The following is a 21,072-nucleotide window of genomic DNA, read 5'->3' as shown; positions in this document are numbered from 1 at the left end:
AAACTGGGATGCGGCTGTTTGATTTAATTCAGTAGAAAAGGGGAATATGATGCCAATTATGTTAATGGTCCAAGCGACCAAGCCAGCCCAATTAACGGCTTTAAAGACAGCCTATCCAAACTGGATGTTTAAAACACCGGCGACCTTACAACCTGACGACTATGCGCAGGTCCAAGTGATGTATGGCAATCATCCAGTTTTAACGAAATTACTCGCGACACCCCAGTCGCAATTGAAATTCTTACAAGTGATTTCAGCGGGCGTCGATTATTTACCCCTAGCTGAGCTAGCGGCCCATCACGTTTTGGTTGCCAATACGAGTGGTATTCATGCCGCTGGCATCAGCGAATCGGTGCTTGGGGCGATGTTAACAATTGATCGTGGTTATCAAGCGGCAATTTCAAATCAAAATGGGCCGCGGAAATGGTCGTTACCACAGGCACCACGTTCGTTGGCGGGCCAACGGCTAGTCGTTTTTGGCACTGGACAGATTGGTCAAGCGATTGCCGCAAAAGCAGCCGTATTTGACATGACCGTTGTTGGGGTGAATACGACTGGGCACGCAGCACCACACTTTACCACTACGGTGGCGTTAGCAGCCGTGGCGTCGGTGCTAGCAACGGCCGATGTGGTCGTCAACGCCTTGCCATTAACGCCAGCAACCACGCATTACTTTAATGCTGCACGTTTTGCACAGATGCAACAACACCCGTTATTGATCAATATTGGTCGGGGGCCAGCAGTGGTGACCACTGACTTAGTCACGGCCTTACAAACGGGGCGCTTGAGTGGAGCAGTGTTAGATGTGACTGATCCAGAGCCGCTACCAGCTGATCATCCGTTATGGGCCTTGCCAAATGTGATGATTACACCACATATTTCAGGCCAGCGCCGGCATTTTCGAACGGTGGTTTTTGACATATTTAAGACTAACTTGGATGCCTGGATGGCGACTGGCAAGTTAGCCCGTAATCAGGTTGATTTACAGCGGGGGTATTAATCGAATCTAAAGCAAATTAAAACACCAGTATCCTTTTATCAAACGGGATACTGGTGTTTTTGTGTCATAGTTAGTCATCATGATCGCGGGCTGCTTTGAAATCTGCAGCGGCGCGGTCATTATGTCGTTGACCAATGGCGAGAATGAAGACGGTACTAATAATTAAAAGGCTGCCAAATAAATCCAGCCATTCAAAATGGACACCTAACATGGTCACCGCAATAATCGTTGCCGCTAAAGGCTCAAATGCATCTAATAAGCTGGCCACCGTCGGGCGAATATAATTTAAACTTTGTAAGAAAAATAAGAAGGCCAGTAACGTCCCAAACAAGATAACGAAACTTAACCGACTAATATTGGCGACGGTTAGTGGGACCTTAATGCTCCAGAATGGCTGGAAGCAATTAAACATAATACCCCCCAATAACATCGACCACGTATTCACGGTCACGGCACTGTATTTAGTGAGTAGCTTGGCCGGTAATAAGGTGTTTGTCGCTGAGCTGACCCCCGACAATAAGCCCCATAATAACGCCCAGCCAGAAATCACAAGTGCGGCGGGATTGCCATGGGTCACGAGTAGAAACGACCCCAGCACCGCTAAAATAATCGCGATGCCTTCACTCCGCGTCGGCCATTGATGGTGGGCAACAACTAACCACAAGGCGATAAAGACTGGTCCCATGAATTGTAGAATGGTTGCTGTCGCGGCATTGCTGGCTTCTACCGCTAAGAAATAAGTGAATTGGACCGGCATCAAGCCAAGCAACGTATACGCAGCAACTTGAAAGAGGTCGCCAGGATGATGCCAAATCGACCAAAGATCCACGTGCATAATCAAGCTGTAGATGAGAAAGCCGATCCCGGCACCGAGCATGCGGATACCGGTCAACCAGACTGAATTAATATCAGTCGTATCAAACAAGGCTTGGGCAATTGCCCCGGAAACACCCCAAAAAGTGGCACTAACACTGGCTAAAATGATGCCGCGAAGTTCACGGTTAAAACTAGTTTGCAAGCCAACTCCCTCCCCAAATATAAGCATTCAAGCTTTATTGTACCTTATTTAGCGAGAAAAGTCGGGGGCAAACTTTAAGGCTTGATCGGAAAGCAGGCATTTTAATGGTCATCAGTCGATGCGCTTAAAGCTTAATCGGTTGATGGTGGTGCCGTAAATGAGCAACGGCTTGGCGTAAGGTCGACCGTAAAGCTGGCGTTGCTTGGTGACCAAAACTTTGGGCCAAGTAAAGGTCGGTTGCCGCTTTAAATTGGCCATCTAGTTGTGGCCATAGCTGTTCAATCGTATCAGCGTAGGCCGTTAATGACTCGGCCGGTCGGCGCGCGTGTTGCCGTTCAAACCACCAGCAAAGCAATCGATAACTGCGCGTCACTGGCCAACGGGTTAACTGCAGGCTAGCTGTAATACCAAGTAGTAATAGCCAACGTCGCGTTAACCAGGCGAGGAGCATTAAGCTGAGGATCACACTACCGATAATTAAGCGTTCGCTAGTTGTGTTAAGTTTAAATCTAGTCGTGGTTCGCTTAGTGGTGTGACTAGCTTGGCTAGTGGCGGTCTGCTGGCTAGCTTTAGTCGTGCTAGAACTTTGACTGGCACGACTTTGGCTGGTGGTCGTGCTCGACGCTTGCCGTGTGCTGCTAGCGGCTTTTTTAGCGGCCACTTGTTTGGCTTTTTTGGTGCCCGGATTTTGATAACCTGGTGTTGGGTCAAATGGGACCCAACCGATGCCCGCAAAGTAAACCTCAGCCCAGGAATGGGCATCAGAGTTCAAGATTTGATAATGATATTGGCCATTGCCGGCCGACTTACCGCGAGTGCCACCACTAAAGCCATCGGCCCAACGTGCGGGGATCCCTAGGGTTCGTAACATGACGACTAATGACGTTGAGAAATTATCGCAGTAGCCCCGTTTACTCGTAAATAAGAAGTAATCGACGTAATCGCGTTTGCTAGGCGTCGTCGGGGTATCGATTTTGGTGTATTCAAACTTATTGGTACTTTTTAAATAGTGCACTAGCGCATGGACGCGACCATATTGGGTGGTCTGCCCCTTAGTTAGTTTTTGACTCAACCGTTTGATGCGATTGGGTAATTCGTCTGGCAGCTGGGTATACGTGTCGGTGATATCGGTACTGGTCTTAGCCGTAATGGCAGTTAATTGAGCGGCGGTGTATTGTTGTGGTTGGTAGCGATATTGAACCGTCGTCAATGGCTGTTTACCAGTGTTGATATAAATACGGCCGCGCTCAGCACTATAACTGACACCGATCCGCTGTTGTTGGTTGGCACTGACGGCCCAAGTGGTTTGCCCATAGCCAACTGGTAAGTAGGTCACAGTTTTAGCTAAATTAAGTCGCACGGATTGTGAACTAGTCGTTGGTTTGGTCGTATAACCACTAGAAGTCGTCGTTGGTTTACGGGTCGTTTGCTCATCACTAGCGGTCCAGCCTTTACCAGAGTATTCGTCACGGGTATCGACGCGCCAATAATGATTACTGCTGGTGATCGCCTTAAATGCAACGCTATTGTCATCTTGAATCGAGCCGCCTAACGTGGCCGTATCTTCAGAGATACCAGTTTTTTTAGCCGCTGATGATTGCGCTAGAAAATTATAAAAACCAGTACTACTTAATTGATTACGCCAAGTTAAAGTGGCACTCGCTAGTTGTTTCAAAGGGCCTTTAGCCCACGTATTGACCGTGGCACTGCCACCTAAAACAGCCGCAATGATGATGAGATAACCTAGTTGCCACCAGGCCCAGTGCTGATTAAATAACACCACGAGTAGTAAGCAAGCGAGGCCAATCGTCATTGTTAATGGCACAACTTCATTGCGCGTGGCAAAGAGGGTGACAGCTAATAAATAGCCAACACTGACTAAAATACTGAGCACCGGTTGATGCCAACGGACCGTTAGCATGGTCAAGCCAATCGTTAAAGCCATGATTAAGAGCATACTCAATAATACCGGCATCATTTGCGAGGTGGTCGCGGTACGAAAGGCCTGCGTCTGTTGGATCAATTTGGTTACGAATTGCATTGCCCAAGTTGGTGACAACGCCTGATTTAATGGATAGCTGGCATAACTACTCCCAATTAGACTAATAACAAGTAGCGACCACCATAAGTACCACTGCTTGGGCCACTGACTTTGCCCAAGGATAATCAAACTGATGACCGCTAAGAAAATCAGCATCACTTGCGGATGGTGGAAATCGTTAACAGCGGTATAAGTCGCCAATGGAAAGGCGAGTAACCCAAAGTTAATCAGTGCCACGAGAGAACGTTTAATGCCCGGTCGCATGGTGCTCACCTCCCGCTGACGGCCATTGAATCGTTGTGGCTTGTAAGTTTTGTCGTGCTAATTGCTGGTGAAGTTGCGCAGTTAAAGGACTGTCGTCACCAAATAAAAGGACCCGCCGTTGTGTCACATTGACCGTTGGCAGTTGTGATGCCGAATAAGGTTGATAGCGGGCAAAAGCATCTGGCATCAAATTGGCCGATAATTGTTGCTCGGTACCGATAAGCAATGTTTGAGCGGGTAACTCGCCAACTAATTGTACGAATGTATAAAAAGTCGCTAACCGATATTCTAAATCTTGATGCGTCGTGACACAAAAGACCCAGCACCACGGCACCGGTTCATCGTTTGCCAACAGGCGTAACATGGGCGTTTGTGCTTTTGCGGTTAGCTTCCAATCAATTTGATTACTCGGATCGCCAGGTTGATAGGGGCGAAAATCTTGGGTTTCAAAGCCCGAGGATTCGGCTGAGACTGGTTGGGTGGCATGAATCAACGGCGCAACTTGCTGAAAAACGGCTTGAGCGGCCACTGGTTGTAATACCGGCGGCACGATCAACGCGGTCGTTAAAGTTTGGGTCTGGCGATGCACGAATAAATGCAACGGATCAGTTAACCGAACGGTGACGGTCAGTTGATCATAAACGCCACGTGGCAGTGGTAATTGGGTTTGCCATTGGCGGGGGTGGCCGGTCGGTTGTAGGGTTAAGTGCGGTTGACTTAGCGCTGGTTGACACAATAGCGGCCAGCGTTTAGGAGCTAGTGTCAAAACGAGCCGTGGTGGGGTCGTTGTTGTGAGACTAGCGACGATGGTGACCCGGCGCCACGCCCCCAGTAAAGCTAGCCCACTTACGATGGCGATGCCGGTTAAACTGGCTGCAAGTGCCCAACCAGTCGCGTTGTTGAAACTAATCGCATAGCCCCAGCCTAAAACTAATAAGAGCGCCACCCCTAAATTATGGGCGAGCGTTTTTAACGTGGCCATCTTAAGCCCCCTTAGTTGGCACGGGGGTACGATTTTGCAAGTCACGGACGACTTGTTGTTTGGCACTTAGTGATTGTGCCCCGTTTGCCAATACGAGCCGGTGGCTAAAGGTCGGTATCAAGACTGCTTGAATATCTTCTGGTAAAACGTAATCACGCCCGTTGATCAAGGCATAGGCCCGGCCAGCTTGCATTAAAGCTAAACCACCGCGGGGACTGATGCCTAAGCGAATTGCCGCATCATTGCGCGTTGCTTGGACTAAGGTCAAGACATATTCGGTGACTTTTTGATCAACAGTGACTTGATTAACGGTCGCTTTTAGCTGTGATAAAGCGGCTTCTGATAAGACCGCTTGTAAGTCGGTTAAGGCTTGTTGGCGATCATCACCAGCGTATAAGGCCAGCTCGTCGGGCCAGGTGGGATAACCGACTTGTAAGCTGAATAAGAACCGGTCTAATTGGGCTTCTGGTAGTGGATAGGTCCCGGCGTATTCACTAGGGTTCTCAGTAGCCAACACAAAAAAGTTCGCTGGCAAGTCGTACGTTGTGCCATCGATCGTGATCTGTTGTTCGGCCATGGCTTGTAATAAAGCTGATTGGGTCCGCGGTGTGGCCCGATTGATTTCATCAGCGAGTAACATGGTCGTAAAGATGGGGCCGGGATGAAATTCAAACTGATTGGCTTGTTGATTTAAAATTGAAACGCCTAAAATATCATTTGGTAATAAATCGGGTGTAAACTGAATTCGGTTGAAGTCGCCAGCGACACTTCGGGCTAAAGCACGAGCTAACGTGGTTTTCCCGACGCCGGGCACGTCTTCAAACAAGACATGTCCACCAGCTAAAAGGGCAGTGACAGTTAGTTTAATGATGGCAGGTTTACCAACGACCACCGTACTGATCTGATCGATTAAGGTGGTCAAAGCGGTTGCATCCATTGCGTACCTCCAAAGTAAAAAGTCTTACCTTAAGGATACACTGTTCTGGTGTGCAACGGGGCTGCAAAGTCCTTTTAAATTGAAAGCGATTTCCTTTATTGGTCGGAATAGCGTACAATTATAAGTGTAAAATCGCAAAGGAGTAAAAATCATGCCAAAATACTTAGTCTTTATGGACATTGATGGGACGTTATTAACGGACCACCAATATGTGTCGGATTATACGAAAGCCACGATTGAACGCCTTCAGCAACAAGATGTCTTATTCTATATTGCGACGGGACGGATGTATGAACTGGCTAAGTTTGTCCGTAACAAACTTAACCCTGATGTGCGGTTAATCACATCAAATGGGGCCGTTTTTGATGGTAAAAACGGTCGTGAAATGACCAAGCTGGGGGGCGCGGCCGTTGAACTAGCGTATTTGATTGCGCGCCGAGATAACTTACCGATGATGCTTTTTACCCCTGAAATGGCTTACTATACGGAACAAATTCCACGATTTGTGGCCCGCAATGCCGCTAACTTTGATACTGATGATATGTCAATCGGTTATCAAGAAATTAAGAGTTTTACGCAACTGGCGACGATTGAAGATCAAATTACCAATGGGGTCATTTTAAGTCGTGAAGATATGTCACGCTTAGACTCAGCGCGTGAAAAGTTAACCAACAGTAAATTATTACGCTTGTCGTCATCTAATCCGAATAATATTGAAATGATTCCGCTTGATACGGATAAAGGGACTGCTGTTAAGCAAATTCAAGCAGAGCAAGGCGTGGATGCCGCCCACACGTTTGTCTTTGGTGATGGTCTGAATGATTTGGGCATGATGGCAGAAGCCGACTTGTCAGTGGCGATGGGGAATGCCTTACCACAAGTTAAATCAACGGCCAATTATGTGACCGATACAAATTATAACGATGGGTTAGCGAAGTTCTTAGTACAATATTTCGACCAACACCCATTGGCCTAAAGCAAAAAAACTTCACTTTAACGGTGAAGTTTTTTTCTTTAAATTAGCTGGTGTTTGATTGTCAATTTAGTGATTTGAACCCGGTTAAAACCTGGTCGCTGGACTGTTTAATGGCATGAACGGGTTACTTTAATTATTAAAATTTTAGTATTAGCATTCCTGGGCCAATTGACTTTTGCCAATAATTTGGCAAACTTAAAGGGGAATGTGTTTAGGAAGTGATGTCTTTGGAAATTAAATTAAGTCCTGCGGCGCTACCAACGCCTGTCGCGATTTTATCGATGCAAGGGTTAGATAACCGGGAATTAAATCCGGCCATTGAAAAGCAATTGGCCGAACGCCAACTAATGCCACCGGCACCGCAAAGTGCCCTGGGGGACTTGATGGCCGTTATTGGTGATCGGCATCAAGTCCCGATGCAAGCTTGGGATGCCGCGTTATTAGCCCCAAAAGCGCCAGTTCAACTGCAAGTAACGCAAGCTGAACTAACTTTGACGACTGTTGACGGTACGGTCGTCGCACCTGATTTGGATAGTAAGAGTAGTCAGATTTTAGTTGTGATCGGGGCACCCACGATTACTGAAGAAGTCGTGCACGCGACCGGTCAAGATTTACAACGTAAATTAAAAGCCTTTTTTGGGAACCAAGCGCGTTTACAGTACCGCACTTTGGCGGCGACGCCACAAGTATTGAATACGATTAGGCCCGTTTCTTAGGGGTCACATTAATATCGATCAATTCAAAGTGACGGTTTGTATAATCTACGCGCGTCACACTCGTATTTTTAAGCAACCGCGTTGGTAACTCATGTGGGCTCAGTTGATATAAAAAGGCGCTTAAAACCAAACCGTGCGACACGATTAAAATATTTTTATCATGCGTGGCGGCTTGGTTTTCATATAAGCTGATCCGCCGTAGTGTCCGGCTGATGCGGTCGGTCACGCCAACTAGTGTTTCTGCTGCTCGGGTTTTGTCTAACGAGTTAAAGACCCACAATAATGTGGCAAAGCGTTCTTTACTGAGGACCAACTTAACAAAGGTGCCGATGCCTAATTGCCGTCGCACTTGGTGGACAATCCAAGAATTCTTAGTTCCTTCGAGACCACCAAAATTAAATTCACGTAAGCCGACGTCAATCGTCGGCTTTTTGAGTTCTGGATGAAGGGCAGTAATAATCCGCGTGGTTTGTTGCGCCCGCCCAAGATCACTCGTGTAAGCGGCATCAAAATGAATGTCATTAAGCATCCGAGCAAGTCGTTGGGCGGAACGGACACCTTGCTTGGTCAAGGTGGAATCATATATGCCCTGTAAGCGGCCCGCCGCGTTCAATTCAGTTTGACCGTGACGGACGAGGTAGAGATGAATCGTTGCCATAAAGCAAGGCCTCCTTTTTTAGTTAACATAAGTTCATTGTAAGGCGCCCCCGTAGATAGAACAAGCATTTAATTAGTTCATGGCGAAATGTTTTGGGTCACGCTGATGATAATGACCAACTCGTTGTTAACGCGCAACGCTGCTTGTTTGGACACATAAAAAAGCCTAGGCACAGGGCCTAGGCTAACAGGGTTATTGGTTATTCAAATCTTCACTCAACGTTTGCTTGCTTTCTTGCTTCAAAATCTTGATCATCTTACGTCGGGCCGCAAAGAACGGAATCCCAATATGGGATAAGTTACTGCGGAAACGCCAACGATAATGATACGTCTTTTCTGGCATGTAGGCGGCTGTTTGCACATAATCGGCATACCGGAAGGCAAATAATTGATCTTCGAGAAAGTCGATATCTTCGTTAAACCGCAAATGGTGCGCGGTGATGACCGACCGAATAAAGCATTTATTCCACGAAAAACCACCAACTGTCCCAAAGTTAATGTTAGCGACCAATTCTTTTTGGTCATAGTTTTTGGCGGGACTAGGTACGGCTAAATAACCGTGGTGCCCACAAATAACTAATTGTGATTTGGGCGCAGCTTGGTAAGCCTGCAAGAAATATTCAAGAAAGTTTGGTTCCACCCAGTCGTCCCCGTCGACGAAACACAAGTACTGACCCTTAGCGGCCGCCATACCTGAATTGCGCGCTGCCGAGACACCACGATTGTGGGCATGTGTAATGACGCGAAAACGATCGTCATCTTTGATTAACGCCGCAATCTGTTCAGCGGTATCATCGGTCGAACAGTCATCCACCACGATTACTTCAAAGTCGGTAATCGTTTGGTGGCGGAGACTGGTCAGGCAACTGTTGATAAATTTATGTTGATTGTACGCAGGTACAACCACTGAAAAAAGGGGTGCAGACACGCTAATTCCTCCATCATATTTTTGTATACTATACCATTATAGCCGTAAAATGTGATGAAATTGCAACGAATCGCAAATATTTGAAGATAAATTAATTATTTGCCAGATTAGTGGTATGGAAATATAGCGCTAATTCAGGATAAGCAAAGACCGTATGCGAGAAATTAAACAGACCATTATTTTTATAATAGTTGCTAGAATCCAAGGTTAGAAAGGCTTTCCCCGCTTCTTCCGTCATAATACTGGCGTCTTCGGTGCTGAGCTCGGTCAATGATAAGTAGTCATCACTGTTCGCCACGCGAATGCCATAAACTTCTTCTAAATATTCGAAAATTGAACTATTAACGGCTTCAACCGAAATAAAATGGATCACGGAACGTAAGTAATATGATCTTTCCAAACTATACAATTTCTCATGCCAGTAACGTAGGCGAATCACCCGATAGAGTTCTTCACCAACGGGGACGCCGAATTGTTGACCTAGCTTTTCGTCGGCTTCAATCGTATCAAAGGTCACAACTTTAGATTTTAAGTTGTGTGGTTGATTTTCGCCCCCTTGAATCGAACGGGCCGATAAATTGACGACGGTTTTGTGGCGGAGCTGAATCTTAGTAATAAAGTAACCACTGCCTTGAACGCGGCGGAGTAGTCCTTGTTGATAGACCAAGTCGATCGCTTTACGAATGGTATTACGACTGACGCTATAACGTTCCATTAATTGGGCTTCTGTGGGGAGTTTAGTGACAAAAATGCCATCTCGAATGGCTTTGACGATACTCGTTGCGATGTCCCGATACATATAAAATCACACTTTCTGATGTGGTGTTAGCCGATAGGTGCCGACTTGACTAAATAAGATAAAGGCCGGTTAAGTTGCGAATTAGTTGTAATTTCAGTCTGTCAATTTTACACTATAAATATGAACTAACGTATCGTTAGGTTATTTTTTTGTGAAAAGTATTTATTCAGACTTGTTTAATTTGTACCCATGACTTATAATCTTAATTGTAATGAAAGCGGTTTTACAATTCAACCGCTAATGCAAAGAAATTTAAAAACAATTTAGGAGCGTGTTGATTATGGCTGAAAAAACAATTATGTTGGTATGTTCCGCTGGTATGTCGACCTCATTATTAGTTTCAAAGATGCAAAAAGCTGCTGAAGCAGATGGGATTGACGCTGAAATTTTTGCAACCGCTGCCAGCGATGCTGACAATAAATTAGCTGAAAAGAATCCCGATATTTTAATGCTTGGACCTCAAATTCGTTACATGTTGAGTGACTTCCAAAAGAAAGCCAGCAACATTCCCGTTGAAGTCATTAACATGCAAGATTATGGCATGATGAACGGCGAAAAGGTCTTAAAAGAAGCCGAAGCTTCAATGGCAAAGCACCAAGGGTAATAAAACGCGCTAGGGTGACCTAGTAATCACAACACAAAAAGGATGAACAAATTAATGGCAGAAGAAAAGCAAGCAACTGAAACCGATGCAAGTCTAGAAACAATCATGGGATTGATCGTCAATGGTGGGAATGCCAAAAGTTCCGCCTTTGAAGCCATCCGGGCCGCTAAGGAAGGCGACTTTGATAAGGCCGAAGCTAAGTTAAAGGAAGCCGATAACTTCTTAACTGAAGCTCACAATGCCCAAACCTCAATGTTAACTGATGAAGCCGGTGGGCAACATACCCACGTCTCATTGCTCCTCGTTCATTCACAAGATCATATTATGAATGCCATCACGTTCCGCGACTTAGCTGGTGAACTTGTCGATCTCTATCGGCGTTTGGATGCTGAAAACAAATAATGTCGTTAATTCGGACCGCGACTAGTGCTACGGTATTAGTTGTGGTTCTTTTTTCGGAGCATTTTCAATGTATACATATTTAAAATAATAGATAATTCATTTGGAGGTATAAACATATGGTAAAAGGATATCAAATGCCGAAGGACTTCTTATGGGGTGGTGCTGTTGCGGCCCATCAATTAGAAGGTGGCTGGCAAGCTGGTGGTAAAGGCGTTAGTATCGCGGACGTCATGACTGCTGGTGAAAACGGTGTGCCCCGGCAAGTGACCGACGGGGTCAAGCCTGACGCGGTTTATCCGAATCACTGGGGCAATGATTTTTATCATCGTTATCCTGAAGATGACCAATTATTTGCTGACATGGGCTTTAAGTGTTTTCGGACATCGATTGCTTGGACCCGGATTTTCCCTAATGGGGACGAAGCTGAACCTAATGAAGCTGGCTTGAAGTTTTATGATGACCTATTTGATGATTTATTGGCGCATCACATTGAACCAGTCATTACGTTATCACATTTTGAAATCCCGTATCATTTGGTTAAAGCTTATGGTGGCTGGTCGAATCGGAAGATGATCGACTTCTTCTTACATTTCGCCAAAACAGTCTTTAATCGCTACAAAGACAAGGTCAAGTATTGGATGACGTTTAACGAAATCAATAATCAAACGGCTTGGCAAGATCCACACCCACTGTTACAAAACTCAGGTCTGCAATTGGGTAAAGACGATAACTGGCAACAAGCCATGTATCAAGCAGCGCACTATGAATTAGTTGCGAGTGCCTTGACGGTCCAAGCCGGGCATGCCATCAATCCTGAGTTTCAAATTGGCTGTATGATCGCGATGTGTCCAATTTATCCATTGACAGCCAAGCCACAAGATATCATGAAAGCTGAACGAGCCATGCAGACTCGTTATTGGTATGGCGATGTTCATTGCTTGGGTGAATATCCAAAGTGGTTGCCAAAGTATCTAGAACGTAAACACATTCAATTGGATATTACCGCTGAAGACTTGGCAACTTTGAAAGCCGGAACAGTTGATTATGTGGGCTTCAGTTACTACATGTCATTTGTGACTAAGGCGAATGCCGGTGATGATCCTGAATATGAATACACGGAACCAGCTGATTTTGTTGAAAATCCATATGTTGAAAAGTCTGATTGGGGTTGGCAAATCGATCCAACCGGCTTGCGCTATTCAATGAATTGGATGCAAGATCGGTGGCATTTACCACAATTTATCGTTGAAAATGGGTTTGGTGCTTACGATCAAAAGAATGCTGACGGTACCGTCCACGATGATTATCGAATCAGTTACTTCCGCGATCATATTTTAGCGATGGAACAAGCCGTGGCTTTAGATGGTGTTGACTTGATTGGTTATACACCGTGGGGTTGTATCGATTTAGTGTCAGCCAGCACGGGGGAAATGGCTAAGCGGTATGGCTTTATTTACGTCGATGCAGATGACAATGGTCAAGGGAGCTTTGATCGGTCAAAGAAGGATTCCTATTACTGGTATCAAAAAGTCATTCAATCTGATGGCTTGAACTTAGAATAAGTTATTTAACTGTGCTAACGCCGGCGTTCAGCGGTAGCACAGTTTTTTGACCACTAAATGAGTCGTAACTCATTTATGAATTGACAACCAATAATGACCGGGGTAAGCTTAGATTGAAATTTTGATGAGTGTACACTCATCTAGGGGGTATCAACATGAAGCCGTATATTGAAGCACGACAAGTAAGCAAACGTTTTGGTCAGCACCAAGTCTTGGATAAAATCGATTTGACACTGCCAGCTGGCATGATTTATGGGCTGATTGGGCCATCTGGTGCGGGGAAAACAACTTTGATCAAGAGTATTTTAGGGATGGAAAAAGTTGATGGTGGCACGGTTCAAGTAATGGGCGCGACAATGCCCAATCGTCCAGTAATGGCTAAATTGGGTTATATGGCGCAAAGCGATGCGCTGTATGAAACTTTGACGGCACGTGAGAATCTGACCTTTTTTGGCAAGTTGATGAGTGTGCCCAAGGATAAGCTAAGTCAGATGATTGATTATGCCGCTAATTTGGTGAATTTAACCCAGCAATTAGATCAACGGGTCAGTGGGTATTCAGGTGGGATGAAACGCCGATTGTCATTAGCGATTGCGCTAATTCAAGACCCACAACTATTGATTTTAGATGAACCCACGGTGGGCATCGATCCCGAGTTACGCCAACAAATTTGGGCTGAACTAAACAAGCTGAAAGCTACGGGGAAGTCGATGTTAGTGACGACTCATGTGATGGATGAAGCCGAACGGTGTGATTATTTGATGTTGATTCGTGGAGGCGTTGCGTTAGCCCAAGGGACCCCCGCTGATTTGAAACGGCAATATAAGGTTGATTCGATTGAAGCAGTCTTTTTGAAAGCGGGGCGGATGCAAGATGCGAACCATGGCAATCGTTAAACGGGTCTTAAAACAAATGTTGCGCGATAAACGGACGTTAGCGTTAATGTTCGTGGCCCCATTGTTGATTATGTCATTGATGTATTTTCTCTTCCAAAATAATACGACACAAGTCGCGACCCTCGGTGTGCATGATGTTGATAGCCAAGTCGTTAAAGCCGTTGAGTCTAAACATGTGGCGATTAAGCACTATACCACGAGTCAATCGGCGGCAACTGTGATTAAAACGCATGATCTAGCCGGTTATTTGACGCAAAATTCAGGAAAATTAACGATTACTTACGCCAACAGTAATCCTACTGATACGACGTTGATCAAAGCCGCTTTACAAAGTGGCGTGATCAAGTTGCGGCTCAAAACGTTAGTGACCGCAACGAAAGCCCAGAAAAAGGCGTTGGTTGCCCAACAGGCTGCCTTACAGCGATTGGCTAAGGCTCAGACTCAAACGGCCGTCAGTCAGCTAAAAACCGCCTTAGCACAAGCTAAAGCGAGTGGTAACACCGCGGCGGTCGCCAAATTACAAAAACAACTCAAAGCCGCCACGGCACCTAAGGCGACGACTAAAATGGCGGCGCCGAAAGCGTCAACTTACACGACCAAGAGTCACTATATTTATGGCAGTAGCGATTCAACTTTCTTTGAGAGTTACTTGCCGATTTTCTTAGGGTTCTTTGTGTTCTTCTTTGTCTTTTTGATTTCTGGGATTTCCTTATTGAATGAACGGACGACTGGCACGCTCAGTCGCTTATTGGCAACGCCGATTCGCCGGAGTGAAATTATTTTTGGGTATTTGATTGGGTATGGGATTTTTGCAGTGATTCAAACGCTGATTACGGTGACGTTTGCGATTATTGTCTTTAAAGTGCATTTGGTCGGCAGTATTTGGCTCATTTTCTTAGTCAACTTCTTATTAGCATTGGTCGCATTGACGCTAGGGATTTTCATCTCCACGTTTGCCAATTCTGAATTTCAAATGATTCAGTTTATTCCCATCGTGGTCATTCCCCAAATCTTTTTTGCGGGGTTGATTCCAGTCGATGGCATGGCCACTTGGTTACAATGGATCGCCCACATTATGCCGCTATATTATGGTGCTGGGGCGTTAACGGATGTGGCGACTAAAGGGGCGACGTTAAGTGAAATTAGTGGGCAACTAGGCATTTTGCTAGGATTTATGATAGTCTTAACGCTGATGAATATTGTCGGCATGAAACGATATCGGAAGGTGTGATGAAATGACTCAACCAAAAATTCGTGATTATTTTCAGCAAACGGTCGCGGCGGATCCCGACTTAACGCCGAAGCAACAAGCAATTTTACAAGCCAGCTTGGATTTGTTTGCTGAACAAGGCTTTGATCACACAAGTACAAGTGATATTGCGCAACGTGCGGGTGTCGCGGAAGGCACGGTCTATCGGCGGTATAAAACGAAGAATGCGATTCGTGAAGCCGTGGTTGCCCCAATCATTGACCACATTGTGCCATCACTGGCGGCAGACTTTACGCGCGAAGAGTTGGAAACGAAATACACCGACTTGGCGAGTTTCTTTCGGTCCGTCTTTGCCAATCGGCTAGAATTTGTTAATGATAATATCAAAGAACTAAAAGTTGCTTTAGAGATGGTCTTTTTTACGCCGGGGAGTCGTGAGGCGATGATCCAACATGTCGGTCCCATTGTTGTGGATAACATTATGGGAATCTTTGATGACTTTAAAGCTCGGCATTTAATGGTCGATTGGCCAAACGACTTAATTGTCCAGACCATGTTATCGATGTTACTCGGCTATTTTGCCCGGGTCGTCATGGCAATTCCGCCGATAGATACCCAACGGGAATTAGATTACTTTGTGGCGATGTTGACGCAAGCGTTTACGCCTAAACCTGAAAATCAAGTTTAGATTACTGATGGGAAATATAGTTAAATGTCGGGGCTCAGTGAAGGGCACTTGATCGACAGTTATTTAAGACAGTAAAAGACTGCCATAACGGTTTGGAGAATTCCATTTTAGCCGTTATGGCAGTCTTATTTTTATAAGTTGTGTGCCCACCAGTTAAGCAGTGAGTAAGCTTGAATACGATTAAAAGTAATCGATCAAAGCTGGTTTTTCATGTACTAAACTAGCATCCAATCGTTTGGCAGTTGCTAAATCACCAGTAATCTGGCGGTGTTGCCAAGCACTGGTTAATGAACGGGTGCCAAATAGTGGTTTGGTGAGTTGCTGAATCGTCAGCTGTAAGTCACTGTCACCATCTAAAGTTGTGTTGACACGGTCGCAAGTGACGTTGCCATTAGTCACGGTCAGTTCCCAAATTCCTTGGTTTTGCGCCAAGACATCATCCGTAATTGCCAAGCGCACTGGCGCCACATCTTGAGTGAATGGATAACGGGTTAAAAAGTCTTGTAACAAGACGATCCGGGCCATCATATAAGGTGTCGTTTGGACTTGTAGGCTGTATGGGTTCGCCAATAAATCAAGGCCATTTTCTTCACTAGGCGCTTCATAACTAAAGGTTTCAAAAGTCGTGCCATGTTTCGTGATAAAGTTGGCTAAGCGTTCAAAGGCTGCTGGTGTACTGAAATTCCATTCTTGAATCGCAAAGTTAGTGGCTTGACGTTCATAGATTAAATAACCTTCGATTTGATGGTCAGCATTATGATAAATCGCGACCGACCAGTCGTGTTTTAAGGTCAAATAATGTTGCCACCAGTCTTCACGGATCAAGCCGCCGCGTTGATTGACAGGTTGGGCCGCATAAAAATCATTGACTAAGGCAAGCCCGGCATTGTCATAACGCGTGACGGTGCCAGACAAATCGTGGGGCTTGATTACAGGTAAATCGCGCGCTGCTAAGCGTTGTTGCGTATGATTAAAGACTTGTTCATAGCCAAATTTGCGATAATAAGCAAATGAAAATGGCGCGAGATACGATAATGTGACCTTTTTTTCAGCCATTTCAGTTAACGCCGCTGTTAATAGTCTGCCAGCGCCACCACGACCAGAATATTCGGGGGCACTCATCACGTCACCGATTCCATTCATGGGATAAGTCACCCCATGAAAGTTAACGTGCATCGGTAAGCTGTAAAGGCCACTAACGAGTTGGTTATTGGCATGTAACCCATAAATCCAACCATGTTGATAGCGATCCATAAAAAATGCTCGCCGCGTCGGGGTATCGTGATTATTGAAGGCATACTGATAAAGCTGATAAAAAGCGTCGCGGTCGGACGCCGTGGTTAAACGAAAGTTTTCCGCCATCCGCCAATCCCCCTTTATTTAGCTGAAACGAGTTTGAAGTCAGCCCATGGTGCGAGTAGTGATAAGCATTGTTGGTCAGCTGCAATCACATGGCCAACGACATTGATCCGACCAGTGTTCTTAAAGTCACAACGGGCAATTTGGAGTTCGCCTTTGTATTGGCCGAATTCATCATTATCAATTAATAAATCGCCAGCGTGGATGTCCGTCGTGTCATGAGCTGGAAAATCACGATCACGATAGATGACCCGCGTTTCAGATGACCGAATAACGTAGTCAGAGAAGTCGCCACGATAAGTTTGTGGTTGGTCGAATAAAACGGCTTTTTCCGCATCAGTTAATGCCGCCACTGTTTCTACATGTAAGAGTGGGTATGGACTGAAGAAGACGTCACTAGCCGCTTTCAATTCAGCTTCACTGGCATAAGCATTCCCAATTAAAACATCATCGATTAAGCCGGTCATCTTTAAGTGTTGCACTTGCGCAGCTAATGGTAAGCCTCGGTGTTGTTCCAAAGTACATAAGCCATCTTGCATTGGCCAAGGCCCATAAGTGGCATCGTTTGAAGAGACGAATGCTGCTGTGTTGATGCCGTATTGCCGGTATTGGGTTGATGTTTGGACGAAGTAGTCATAACCTAAACCAGTATATTGTTGTGGGTAGAAGTTGTGTGAGCCCAGTAAGTTATCTTTAGCTGGGGAATAGTCCATGATCGTGTCCACATAGTGGGTCCCTTTGGACATATTGACTTCGATCTTAATGCCGTATGGGTTGTGCGTCATCCGTGATTCTTCAGAACCGGTGAAGCCTAGGTCTAACCGCACGCCCCAAGCGCCTAAATCATGGAAGAATGACAGGTCGTCATATGAAACGCCGAGTTGTTTAAACAAGCCAGGGTTCACGTCGACCATGACTTCTAAGCCCAGTTTATTGGCATAGGTGATCACTTTTTTGAAGTTAGCGACAACTTCATCCGCATTCCCCTTAATTTCCAATAGTGAAGTGAAGACGCGTTGGTAACCGTATTTAGCAGCTAAATCTAAGTAAGCCGCATCCTTTTCAAAGGTTGACCGTTCTGGATAGACGGAGACACCAAGTTTACTCATATCAAAATCCCTCCAAGTTGACTTTCAAGATGCAGTGACGCATCTTATTTCTGTATTCGCTTACATTATCGCATATTTAATTGGTCTGTACCAGCCTAAACGATAAATTTGTACCAACAAATTTTAGAACTGTTCAAGCTCCGGGGAATATGCTACGCTTTTGACAGACAAGAAGTTGTGACACTTCTTATAATAATGGAGGTTATCTCAATGACATTTGAAGCAATCTTACCAAACCTAAAAGCAGGTCAAAAAGCAGTCCGTACTGGTTGGGAAGGGACCGAATTATTCGTCGTTTTACAACCAACCACCACGTATCAAGGCGATGTGTTGAATCCTTATTTTTTGATCAAAACTGCTGATGAAGCGTATAGCTTATGGTCACCAACTGATTGTGATATTTTGGCTGATGATTGGCAATTGGTCGACTAATGCAATTGCCGGAATATGTAGGGCAAACCGTACTCGTAACGGGCGCGGCTTCGGGAATCGGTCATGCGCAAGTACAAGCGTTTCGCAGGCAAGGTGCCAATGTGATCGCCATTGACCGACAAGCGCAACCAGCTAGCTTAAAAGCGGGCACTGACCTCAGTTATCAGGTTGCTGATGTGACCGATGAATCGGCATTAGTCACGGCAATCAGTGCTGGTATCGCGGTACTTGGGGCGCCCAGTATCGTCTGCAATACGGCTGGGCGTTTAGATGGGTATCGGCCCACATTAAAGACGAGTTTAAAAGATTGGCAGGCCATTTTGGCAACCGATTTGACGAGTCAGTTCATTGTGACGAACACAGTCTTACCGATGATGTTAGCGCAACAACATGGGGTTTTTGTAAATATGGCGTCGATTGCGGGCTTAGTTGCCGGTGGTGGTGGCGCTGCTTATACGGCTGCCAAACATGCCATCATCGGGTATACGAAGCAGCTTGATTTAGATTATGCGGCTCAAGGGATTCGCGCCAATTGTCTAGCGCCTGGCGCCATCAATACACCAATGAATGCCGCTGATTTTGCGGGTGACGGTAAGATGGCCCAGTGGGTTGCTGATGAAACGCCTGCTAAGCGTTGGGCGCAACCACAAGAAGTGGCTGATTTAACGTTATTTTTAGCGAGTCAACATGCGGATTACGTGCATGGCACAGTCGTACCGATTGATGGTGGTTGGTTAGAAAAGTAGGTGTTTAGATGACAACGTGTCTTTTTTGTCAGCGGCAGCCGTATGTGTTGGAAAACGACTTGGCAGCGGCTTTTTTTGATATTCATCCGGTCAGTCGGGGGCATTTATTAATTATTCCTAAGCAGCATTATCCGACGTATTTTGATGTGCCAGCGCCGGACTTAGCTGCGATGCAGGCACTATTAATGCAAGCTAAAGCTTATCTGGATCAGCGCTATCATCCAGCTGGTTATAATCTTGGGATTAATGTCGGTGCTACGGCGGGGCAAACCGTTATGCATTGCCATGTGCATTTGATCCCACGATATCCAGGTGATGTCCCTGATCCAACGGGTGGGATTCGTAAGATGCTACCAGCTGATCAAAGTTTAAAATAAGCGATTTATTGGGGTCGAGTAAATGAAAACGGGGAAAATTTGGCGTTACAGTTTGATTGTCGGAATCTTGATCGTATTAGTGGGTGGTGGCGCCATTTTTGGCCAAGCCAAGCACCAACAGCGGTTGACAGCTGAACGCGTGGCTAAAAAGCAAGCTGCTAAGCAACGCGCCAAAAAGCAATCGCAGCGTTTGGCAACCAAAAAACAACAGCCTTTAACAGCGGCGCAAAAACGACGCCGAGCGGCTGATAAAGTCGATGGCGTCGGTAAAGTTATTAGGACGAAGCGGGGCGACGCGCATCAACCAATGGTACTGGCTAACGACAGTGTGAAATTCTATGATAGTTTAAAGCATGTCAATAATCGGTATCATGTGACGGTCGACGGTGATGAAGAGGAAATCTCACCACCAATTAAAGTCGTCGTGGCAAAATATTTCTATACGCAAAAAGGGACCTATTGTTTGATTCAAAACTTGCATCATGTGGCGGTCACCCGCCCCTTTGACGTTTACCAAGCAAAAACTTGGACCCATTTAACACCGAACAAAGACTGGGGTTACATTGCGTTAAAAGACTTAAAACCAACGACGTATTATCGCCAACAAACAACGATTCAAAAGACGCCTTATTATTTGGTCTCGTTTGACGGTAAGAATCCTTCAAACTTGGCGATGAATTTGGGGAATACGACCTATCATGCTTGGTCGAATGTGCCAGGGACCGTTTTCCGGGCATTTGCCCATGATACGGATACTTTGCTGAATCAACAACTCTATGCCACCAAGCAGTTGATTCGGACTGATGGCCGCAAATATTTGTACATGCAAACGGCTACGGGGCGGGTGGTTGGCTGGTTGCCAGCGACTGGTCAACTCGTCCGGGGCTATTATCAAGATGTCGGTCGGCGCTTGTTAAATCCACAAGCTGGTGAAACGATGACGCGGACAGAACAAGCGCCAATTAAGCGGACCCTTGAGAGTGGCTACATTAGCCGCAGTCGGATTTATCGCGTTTATCGGCAACATCAACTGCAACGGCTATTGATCTTGACGGCGATGAATACGCCCATTAAAGTCACGTTTAAGCACCAACAACCGACGCAGCTGACGTTTTATCAGCCACATTATCAAGTGAGTCGGCAAGTTAAGGTGCAACCAAAAACAAAGACGTATACGAAGACCAATGAGTATGGCGCGGTTGCGGATGTGACGATTTATCGGCAGTCTAAGACGACCTTACTGAAGTTCGTCGATGGTGATGACCAGACGGATGAGGAAGGTTTTTCTACCAAGGGCAGCCTTGATCGGGTTGGTCATGTGAAATTTAGTAGTGGGATTTGGTCCAACCAGGATGATTAATCTAAGCTA

The 21,072-nt window shown here is 45.7% G+C and carries 22 protein-coding genes; 13 read left to right on the top strand and 9 right to left on the bottom strand.

Annotated features, from left to right (window positions below):
• Positions 1 to 49 precede the first annotated feature (49 nt).
• Positions 50 to 1,000, top strand: a complete 951-nt coding sequence (locus FFM75_RS02465) for an NAD(P)-dependent oxidoreductase (protein ID WP_137627614.1) — start codon at positions 50 to 52, stop codon at positions 998 to 1,000.
• A gap of 70 nt (positions 1,001 to 1,070) precedes the next feature.
• On the opposite strand, the gene FFM75_RS02460 is transcribed toward FFM75_RS02465, so the two are convergent.
• The 4 genes from FFM75_RS02460 to FFM75_RS02445 all read right to left on the bottom strand — a co-directional run bounded on the left by FFM75_RS02460 (position 1,071) and on the right by FFM75_RS02445 (position 6,242).
• Positions 1,071 to 2,018 carry a DMT family transporter gene (locus tag FFM75_RS02460; RefSeq protein WP_223876590.1) on the bottom strand — a complete coding sequence of 316 codons (948 nt, stop codon included), beginning with the start codon at positions 2,016 to 2,018 and terminating at the stop codon, positions 1,071 to 1,073.
• A gap of 124 nt (positions 2,019 to 2,142) precedes the next feature.
• Positions 2,143 to 4,323, bottom strand: coding sequence for a transglutaminase TgpA family protein (locus tag FFM75_RS02455; protein WP_137627612.1), 2,181 nt, complete (start codon positions 4,321 to 4,323; stop codon positions 2,143 to 2,145).
• A complete protein-coding gene (locus tag FFM75_RS02450) occupies positions 4,307 to 5,305 on the bottom strand; it encodes a DUF58 domain-containing protein (RefSeq protein WP_137627611.1) in 999 nt (332 codons plus the stop codon). Before FFM75_RS02450 ends, FFM75_RS02455 begins: the two co-directional genes overlap by 17 nt.
• A 1-nt stretch (position 5,306) precedes the next feature.
• Positions 5,307 to 6,242, bottom strand: a complete 936-nt coding sequence (locus FFM75_RS02445; protein WP_137627610.1) for an AAA family ATPase — start codon at positions 6,240 to 6,242, stop codon at positions 5,307 to 5,309.
• A 151-nt stretch (positions 6,243 to 6,393) separates the two neighbouring features.
• On the opposite strand from FFM75_RS02445, the gene FFM75_RS02440 reads away from it, so the two are divergent.
• Together FFM75_RS02440 and FFM75_RS02435 are read left to right on the top strand one after the other, a co-directional pair.
• Complete coding sequence (locus FFM75_RS02440) at positions 6,394 to 7,218, top strand: HAD family hydrolase (protein ID WP_137627609.1); 825 nt, start codon at positions 6,394 to 6,396, stop codon at positions 7,216 to 7,218.
• A 221-nt stretch (positions 7,219 to 7,439) separates the two neighbouring features.
• Positions 7,440 to 7,934, top strand: coding sequence for a hypothetical protein (locus FFM75_RS02435; RefSeq protein WP_137627608.1), 495 nt, complete (start codon positions 7,440 to 7,442; stop codon positions 7,932 to 7,934).
• On the opposite strand, the gene FFM75_RS02430 is transcribed toward FFM75_RS02435, so the two are convergent.
• The 3 genes from FFM75_RS02430 to FFM75_RS02420 form a co-directional block, all read right to left on the bottom strand.
• Entirely contained in the window at positions 7,918 to 8,592 is a 675-nt protein-coding gene (locus tag FFM75_RS02430; RefSeq protein WP_137627607.1) for a histidine phosphatase family protein, read from the bottom strand. The two genes, FFM75_RS02435 and FFM75_RS02430, sit on opposite strands and share 17 nt — an antisense overlap.
• A 192-nt stretch (positions 8,593 to 8,784) precedes the next feature.
• Positions 8,785 to 9,519 carry a glycosyltransferase family 2 protein gene (locus FFM75_RS02425; protein ID WP_137627606.1) on the bottom strand — a complete coding sequence of 245 codons (735 nt, stop codon included), beginning with the start codon at positions 9,517 to 9,519 and terminating at the stop codon, positions 8,785 to 8,787.
• 91 nt (positions 9,520 to 9,610) lie between these two features.
• Positions 9,611 to 10,318, bottom strand: coding sequence for a GntR family transcriptional regulator (locus tag FFM75_RS02420; protein ID WP_137627605.1), 708 nt, complete (start codon positions 10,316 to 10,318; stop codon positions 9,611 to 9,613).
• A 280-nt stretch (positions 10,319 to 10,598) separates the two neighbouring features.
• On the opposite strand from FFM75_RS02420, the gene FFM75_RS02415 reads away from it, so the two are divergent.
• From FFM75_RS02415 to FFM75_RS02390, 6 genes are all read left to right on the top strand, one after another.
• Positions 10,599 to 10,922, top strand: a complete 324-nt coding sequence (locus FFM75_RS02415) for a PTS sugar transporter subunit IIB (protein ID WP_137627604.1) — start codon at positions 10,599 to 10,601, stop codon at positions 10,920 to 10,922.
• Between the two features lie 54 nt (positions 10,923 to 10,976).
• Positions 10,977 to 11,324, top strand: coding sequence for a PTS lactose/cellobiose transporter subunit IIA (locus tag FFM75_RS02410; protein ID WP_137627603.1), 348 nt, complete (start codon positions 10,977 to 10,979; stop codon positions 11,322 to 11,324).
• 116 nt (positions 11,325 to 11,440) lie between these two features.
• Positions 11,441 to 12,886 (top strand): 6-phospho-beta-glucosidase, encoded by a 1,446-nt coding sequence (locus tag FFM75_RS02405; protein WP_137627602.1) that lies wholly within the window; start codon positions 11,441 to 11,443, stop codon positions 12,884 to 12,886.
• 155 nt (positions 12,887 to 13,041) lie between these two features.
• Positions 13,042 to 13,782 carry an ABC transporter ATP-binding protein gene (locus FFM75_RS02400; protein ID WP_137627601.1) on the top strand — a complete coding sequence of 247 codons (741 nt, stop codon included), beginning with the start codon at positions 13,042 to 13,044 and terminating at the stop codon, positions 13,780 to 13,782.
• Entirely contained in the window at positions 13,760 to 15,013 is a 1,254-nt protein-coding gene (locus tag FFM75_RS02395; protein WP_137627600.1) for an ABC transporter permease, read from the top strand. The genes FFM75_RS02400 and FFM75_RS02395 overlap by 23 nt, the downstream gene beginning before the upstream one ends.
• A 4-nt stretch (positions 15,014 to 15,017) precedes the next feature.
• A complete protein-coding gene (locus FFM75_RS02390) occupies positions 15,018 to 15,680 on the top strand; it encodes a TetR/AcrR family transcriptional regulator (protein WP_137627599.1) in 663 nt (220 codons plus the stop codon).
• Positions 15,681 to 15,860: 180 nt separating this feature from the next.
• Here the strand turns inward: FFM75_RS02390 and FFM75_RS02385 are convergent, their stop codons facing one another.
• Positions 15,861 to 17,042 carry a GNAT family N-acetyltransferase gene (locus FFM75_RS02385; protein WP_137627598.1) on the bottom strand — a complete coding sequence of 394 codons (1,182 nt, stop codon included), beginning with the start codon at positions 17,040 to 17,042 and terminating at the stop codon, positions 15,861 to 15,863.
• A gap of 14 nt (positions 17,043 to 17,056) precedes the next feature.
• Complete coding sequence (locus tag FFM75_RS02380; protein ID WP_137627597.1) at positions 17,057 to 18,148, bottom strand: DUF871 domain-containing protein; 1,092 nt, start codon at positions 18,146 to 18,148, stop codon at positions 17,057 to 17,059.
• 210 nt (positions 18,149 to 18,358) lie between these two features.
• On the opposite strand from FFM75_RS02380, the gene FFM75_RS02375 reads away from it, so the two are divergent.
• Genes FFM75_RS02375 through FFM75_RS02360 form a run of 4 tightly spaced genes read left to right on the top strand, consistent with a single transcriptional unit; the run spans position 18,359 to position 21,063 of the window.
• Positions 18,359 to 18,580, top strand: a complete 222-nt coding sequence (locus tag FFM75_RS02375) for a DUF2829 domain-containing protein (protein WP_137627596.1) — start codon at positions 18,359 to 18,361, stop codon at positions 18,578 to 18,580.
• A complete protein-coding gene (locus FFM75_RS02370) occupies positions 18,580 to 19,326 on the top strand; it encodes a 3-oxoacyl-ACP reductase (protein WP_137627595.1) in 747 nt (248 codons plus the stop codon). The genes FFM75_RS02375 and FFM75_RS02370 overlap by 1 nt, the downstream gene beginning before the upstream one ends.
• A gap of 8 nt (positions 19,327 to 19,334) precedes the next feature.
• The gene (locus FFM75_RS02365; protein WP_137627594.1) at positions 19,335 to 19,703 is read left to right on the top strand and encodes an HIT family protein; all 369 of its coding nucleotides are present in this window, start codon (positions 19,335 to 19,337) and stop codon (positions 19,701 to 19,703) included.
• A 22-nt stretch (positions 19,704 to 19,725) separates the two neighbouring features.
• Positions 19,726 to 21,063, top strand: coding sequence for a hypothetical protein (locus FFM75_RS02360; RefSeq protein ID WP_137627593.1), 1,338 nt, complete (start codon positions 19,726 to 19,728; stop codon positions 21,061 to 21,063).
• Positions 21,064 to 21,072 lie beyond the last annotated feature (9 nt).

Origin of the sequence: Lactiplantibacillus daowaiensis (assembly GCF_005405085.1) — a bacterium.
GTDB lineage: Bacteria > Bacillota > Bacilli > Lactobacillales > Lactobacillaceae > Lactiplantibacillus > Lactiplantibacillus daowaiensis.
Note: the sequence above shows the minus strand (reverse complement) of the source record. Positions and strands in the feature narration are given on the sequence as shown.

Bases quoted from the DNA above. Each gene is read 5' to 3' on its own strand.
- FFM75_RS02440 (WP_137627609.1), top strand. From the start codon at position 6,394: ATGCCAAAATACTTAGTCTTTATGGACATTGATGGGACGTTATTAACG.
- FFM75_RS02380 (WP_137627597.1), bottom strand. From the start codon at position 18,148: ATGAGTAAACTTGGTGTCTCCGTCTATCCAGAACGGTCAACCTTTGAA.
- FFM75_RS02390 (WP_137627599.1), top strand. From the start codon at position 15,018: ATGACTCAACCAAAAATTCGTGATTATTTTCAGCAAACGGTCGCGGCG.
- FFM75_RS02455 (WP_137627612.1), bottom strand. From the start codon at position 4,323: ATGCGACCGGGCATTAAACGTTCTCTCGTGGCACTGATTAACTTTGGG.
- FFM75_RS02410 (WP_137627603.1), top strand. From the start codon at position 10,977: ATGGCAGAAGAAAAGCAAGCAACTGAAACCGATGCAAGTCTAGAAACA.
- FFM75_RS02415 (WP_137627604.1), top strand. From the start codon at position 10,599: ATGGCTGAAAAAACAATTATGTTGGTATGTTCCGCTGGTATGTCGACC.
- FFM75_RS02420 (WP_137627605.1), bottom strand. From the start codon at position 10,318: ATGTATCGGGACATCGCAACGAGTATCGTCAAAGCCATTCGAGATGGC.
- FFM75_RS02360 (WP_137627593.1), top strand. From the start codon at position 19,726: ATGAAAACGGGGAAAATTTGGCGTTACAGTTTGATTGTCGGAATCTTG.
- FFM75_RS02365 (WP_137627594.1), top strand. From the start codon at position 19,335: ATGACAACGTGTCTTTTTTGTCAGCGGCAGCCGTATGTGTTGGAAAAC.
- FFM75_RS02385 (WP_137627598.1), bottom strand. From the start codon at position 17,042: ATGGCGGAAAACTTTCGTTTAACCACGGCGTCCGACCGCGACGCTTTT.
- FFM75_RS02450 (WP_137627611.1), bottom strand. From the start codon at position 5,305: ATGGCCACGTTAAAAACGCTCGCCCATAATTTAGGGGTGGCGCTCTTA.
- FFM75_RS02400 (WP_137627601.1), top strand. From the start codon at position 13,042: ATGAAGCCGTATATTGAAGCACGACAAGTAAGCAAACGTTTTGGTCAG.
- FFM75_RS02405 (WP_137627602.1), top strand. From the start codon at position 11,441: ATGGTAAAAGGATATCAAATGCCGAAGGACTTCTTATGGGGTGGTGCT.
- FFM75_RS02430 (WP_137627607.1), bottom strand. From the start codon at position 8,592: ATGGCAACGATTCATCTCTACCTCGTCCGTCACGGTCAAACTGAATTG.
- FFM75_RS02465 (WP_137627614.1), top strand. From the start codon at position 50: ATGCCAATTATGTTAATGGTCCAAGCGACCAAGCCAGCCCAATTAACG.
- FFM75_RS02395 (WP_137627600.1), top strand. From the start codon at position 13,760: ATGCGAACCATGGCAATCGTTAAACGGGTCTTAAAACAAATGTTGCGC.
- FFM75_RS02445 (WP_137627610.1), bottom strand. From the start codon at position 6,242: ATGGATGCAACCGCTTTGACCACCTTAATCGATCAGATCAGTACGGTG.
- FFM75_RS02435 (WP_137627608.1), top strand. From the start codon at position 7,440: ATGTCTTTGGAAATTAAATTAAGTCCTGCGGCGCTACCAACGCCTGTC.
- FFM75_RS02370 (WP_137627595.1), top strand. From the start codon at position 18,580: ATGCAATTGCCGGAATATGTAGGGCAAACCGTACTCGTAACGGGCGCG.
- FFM75_RS02375 (WP_137627596.1), top strand. From the start codon at position 18,359: ATGACATTTGAAGCAATCTTACCAAACCTAAAAGCAGGTCAAAAAGCA.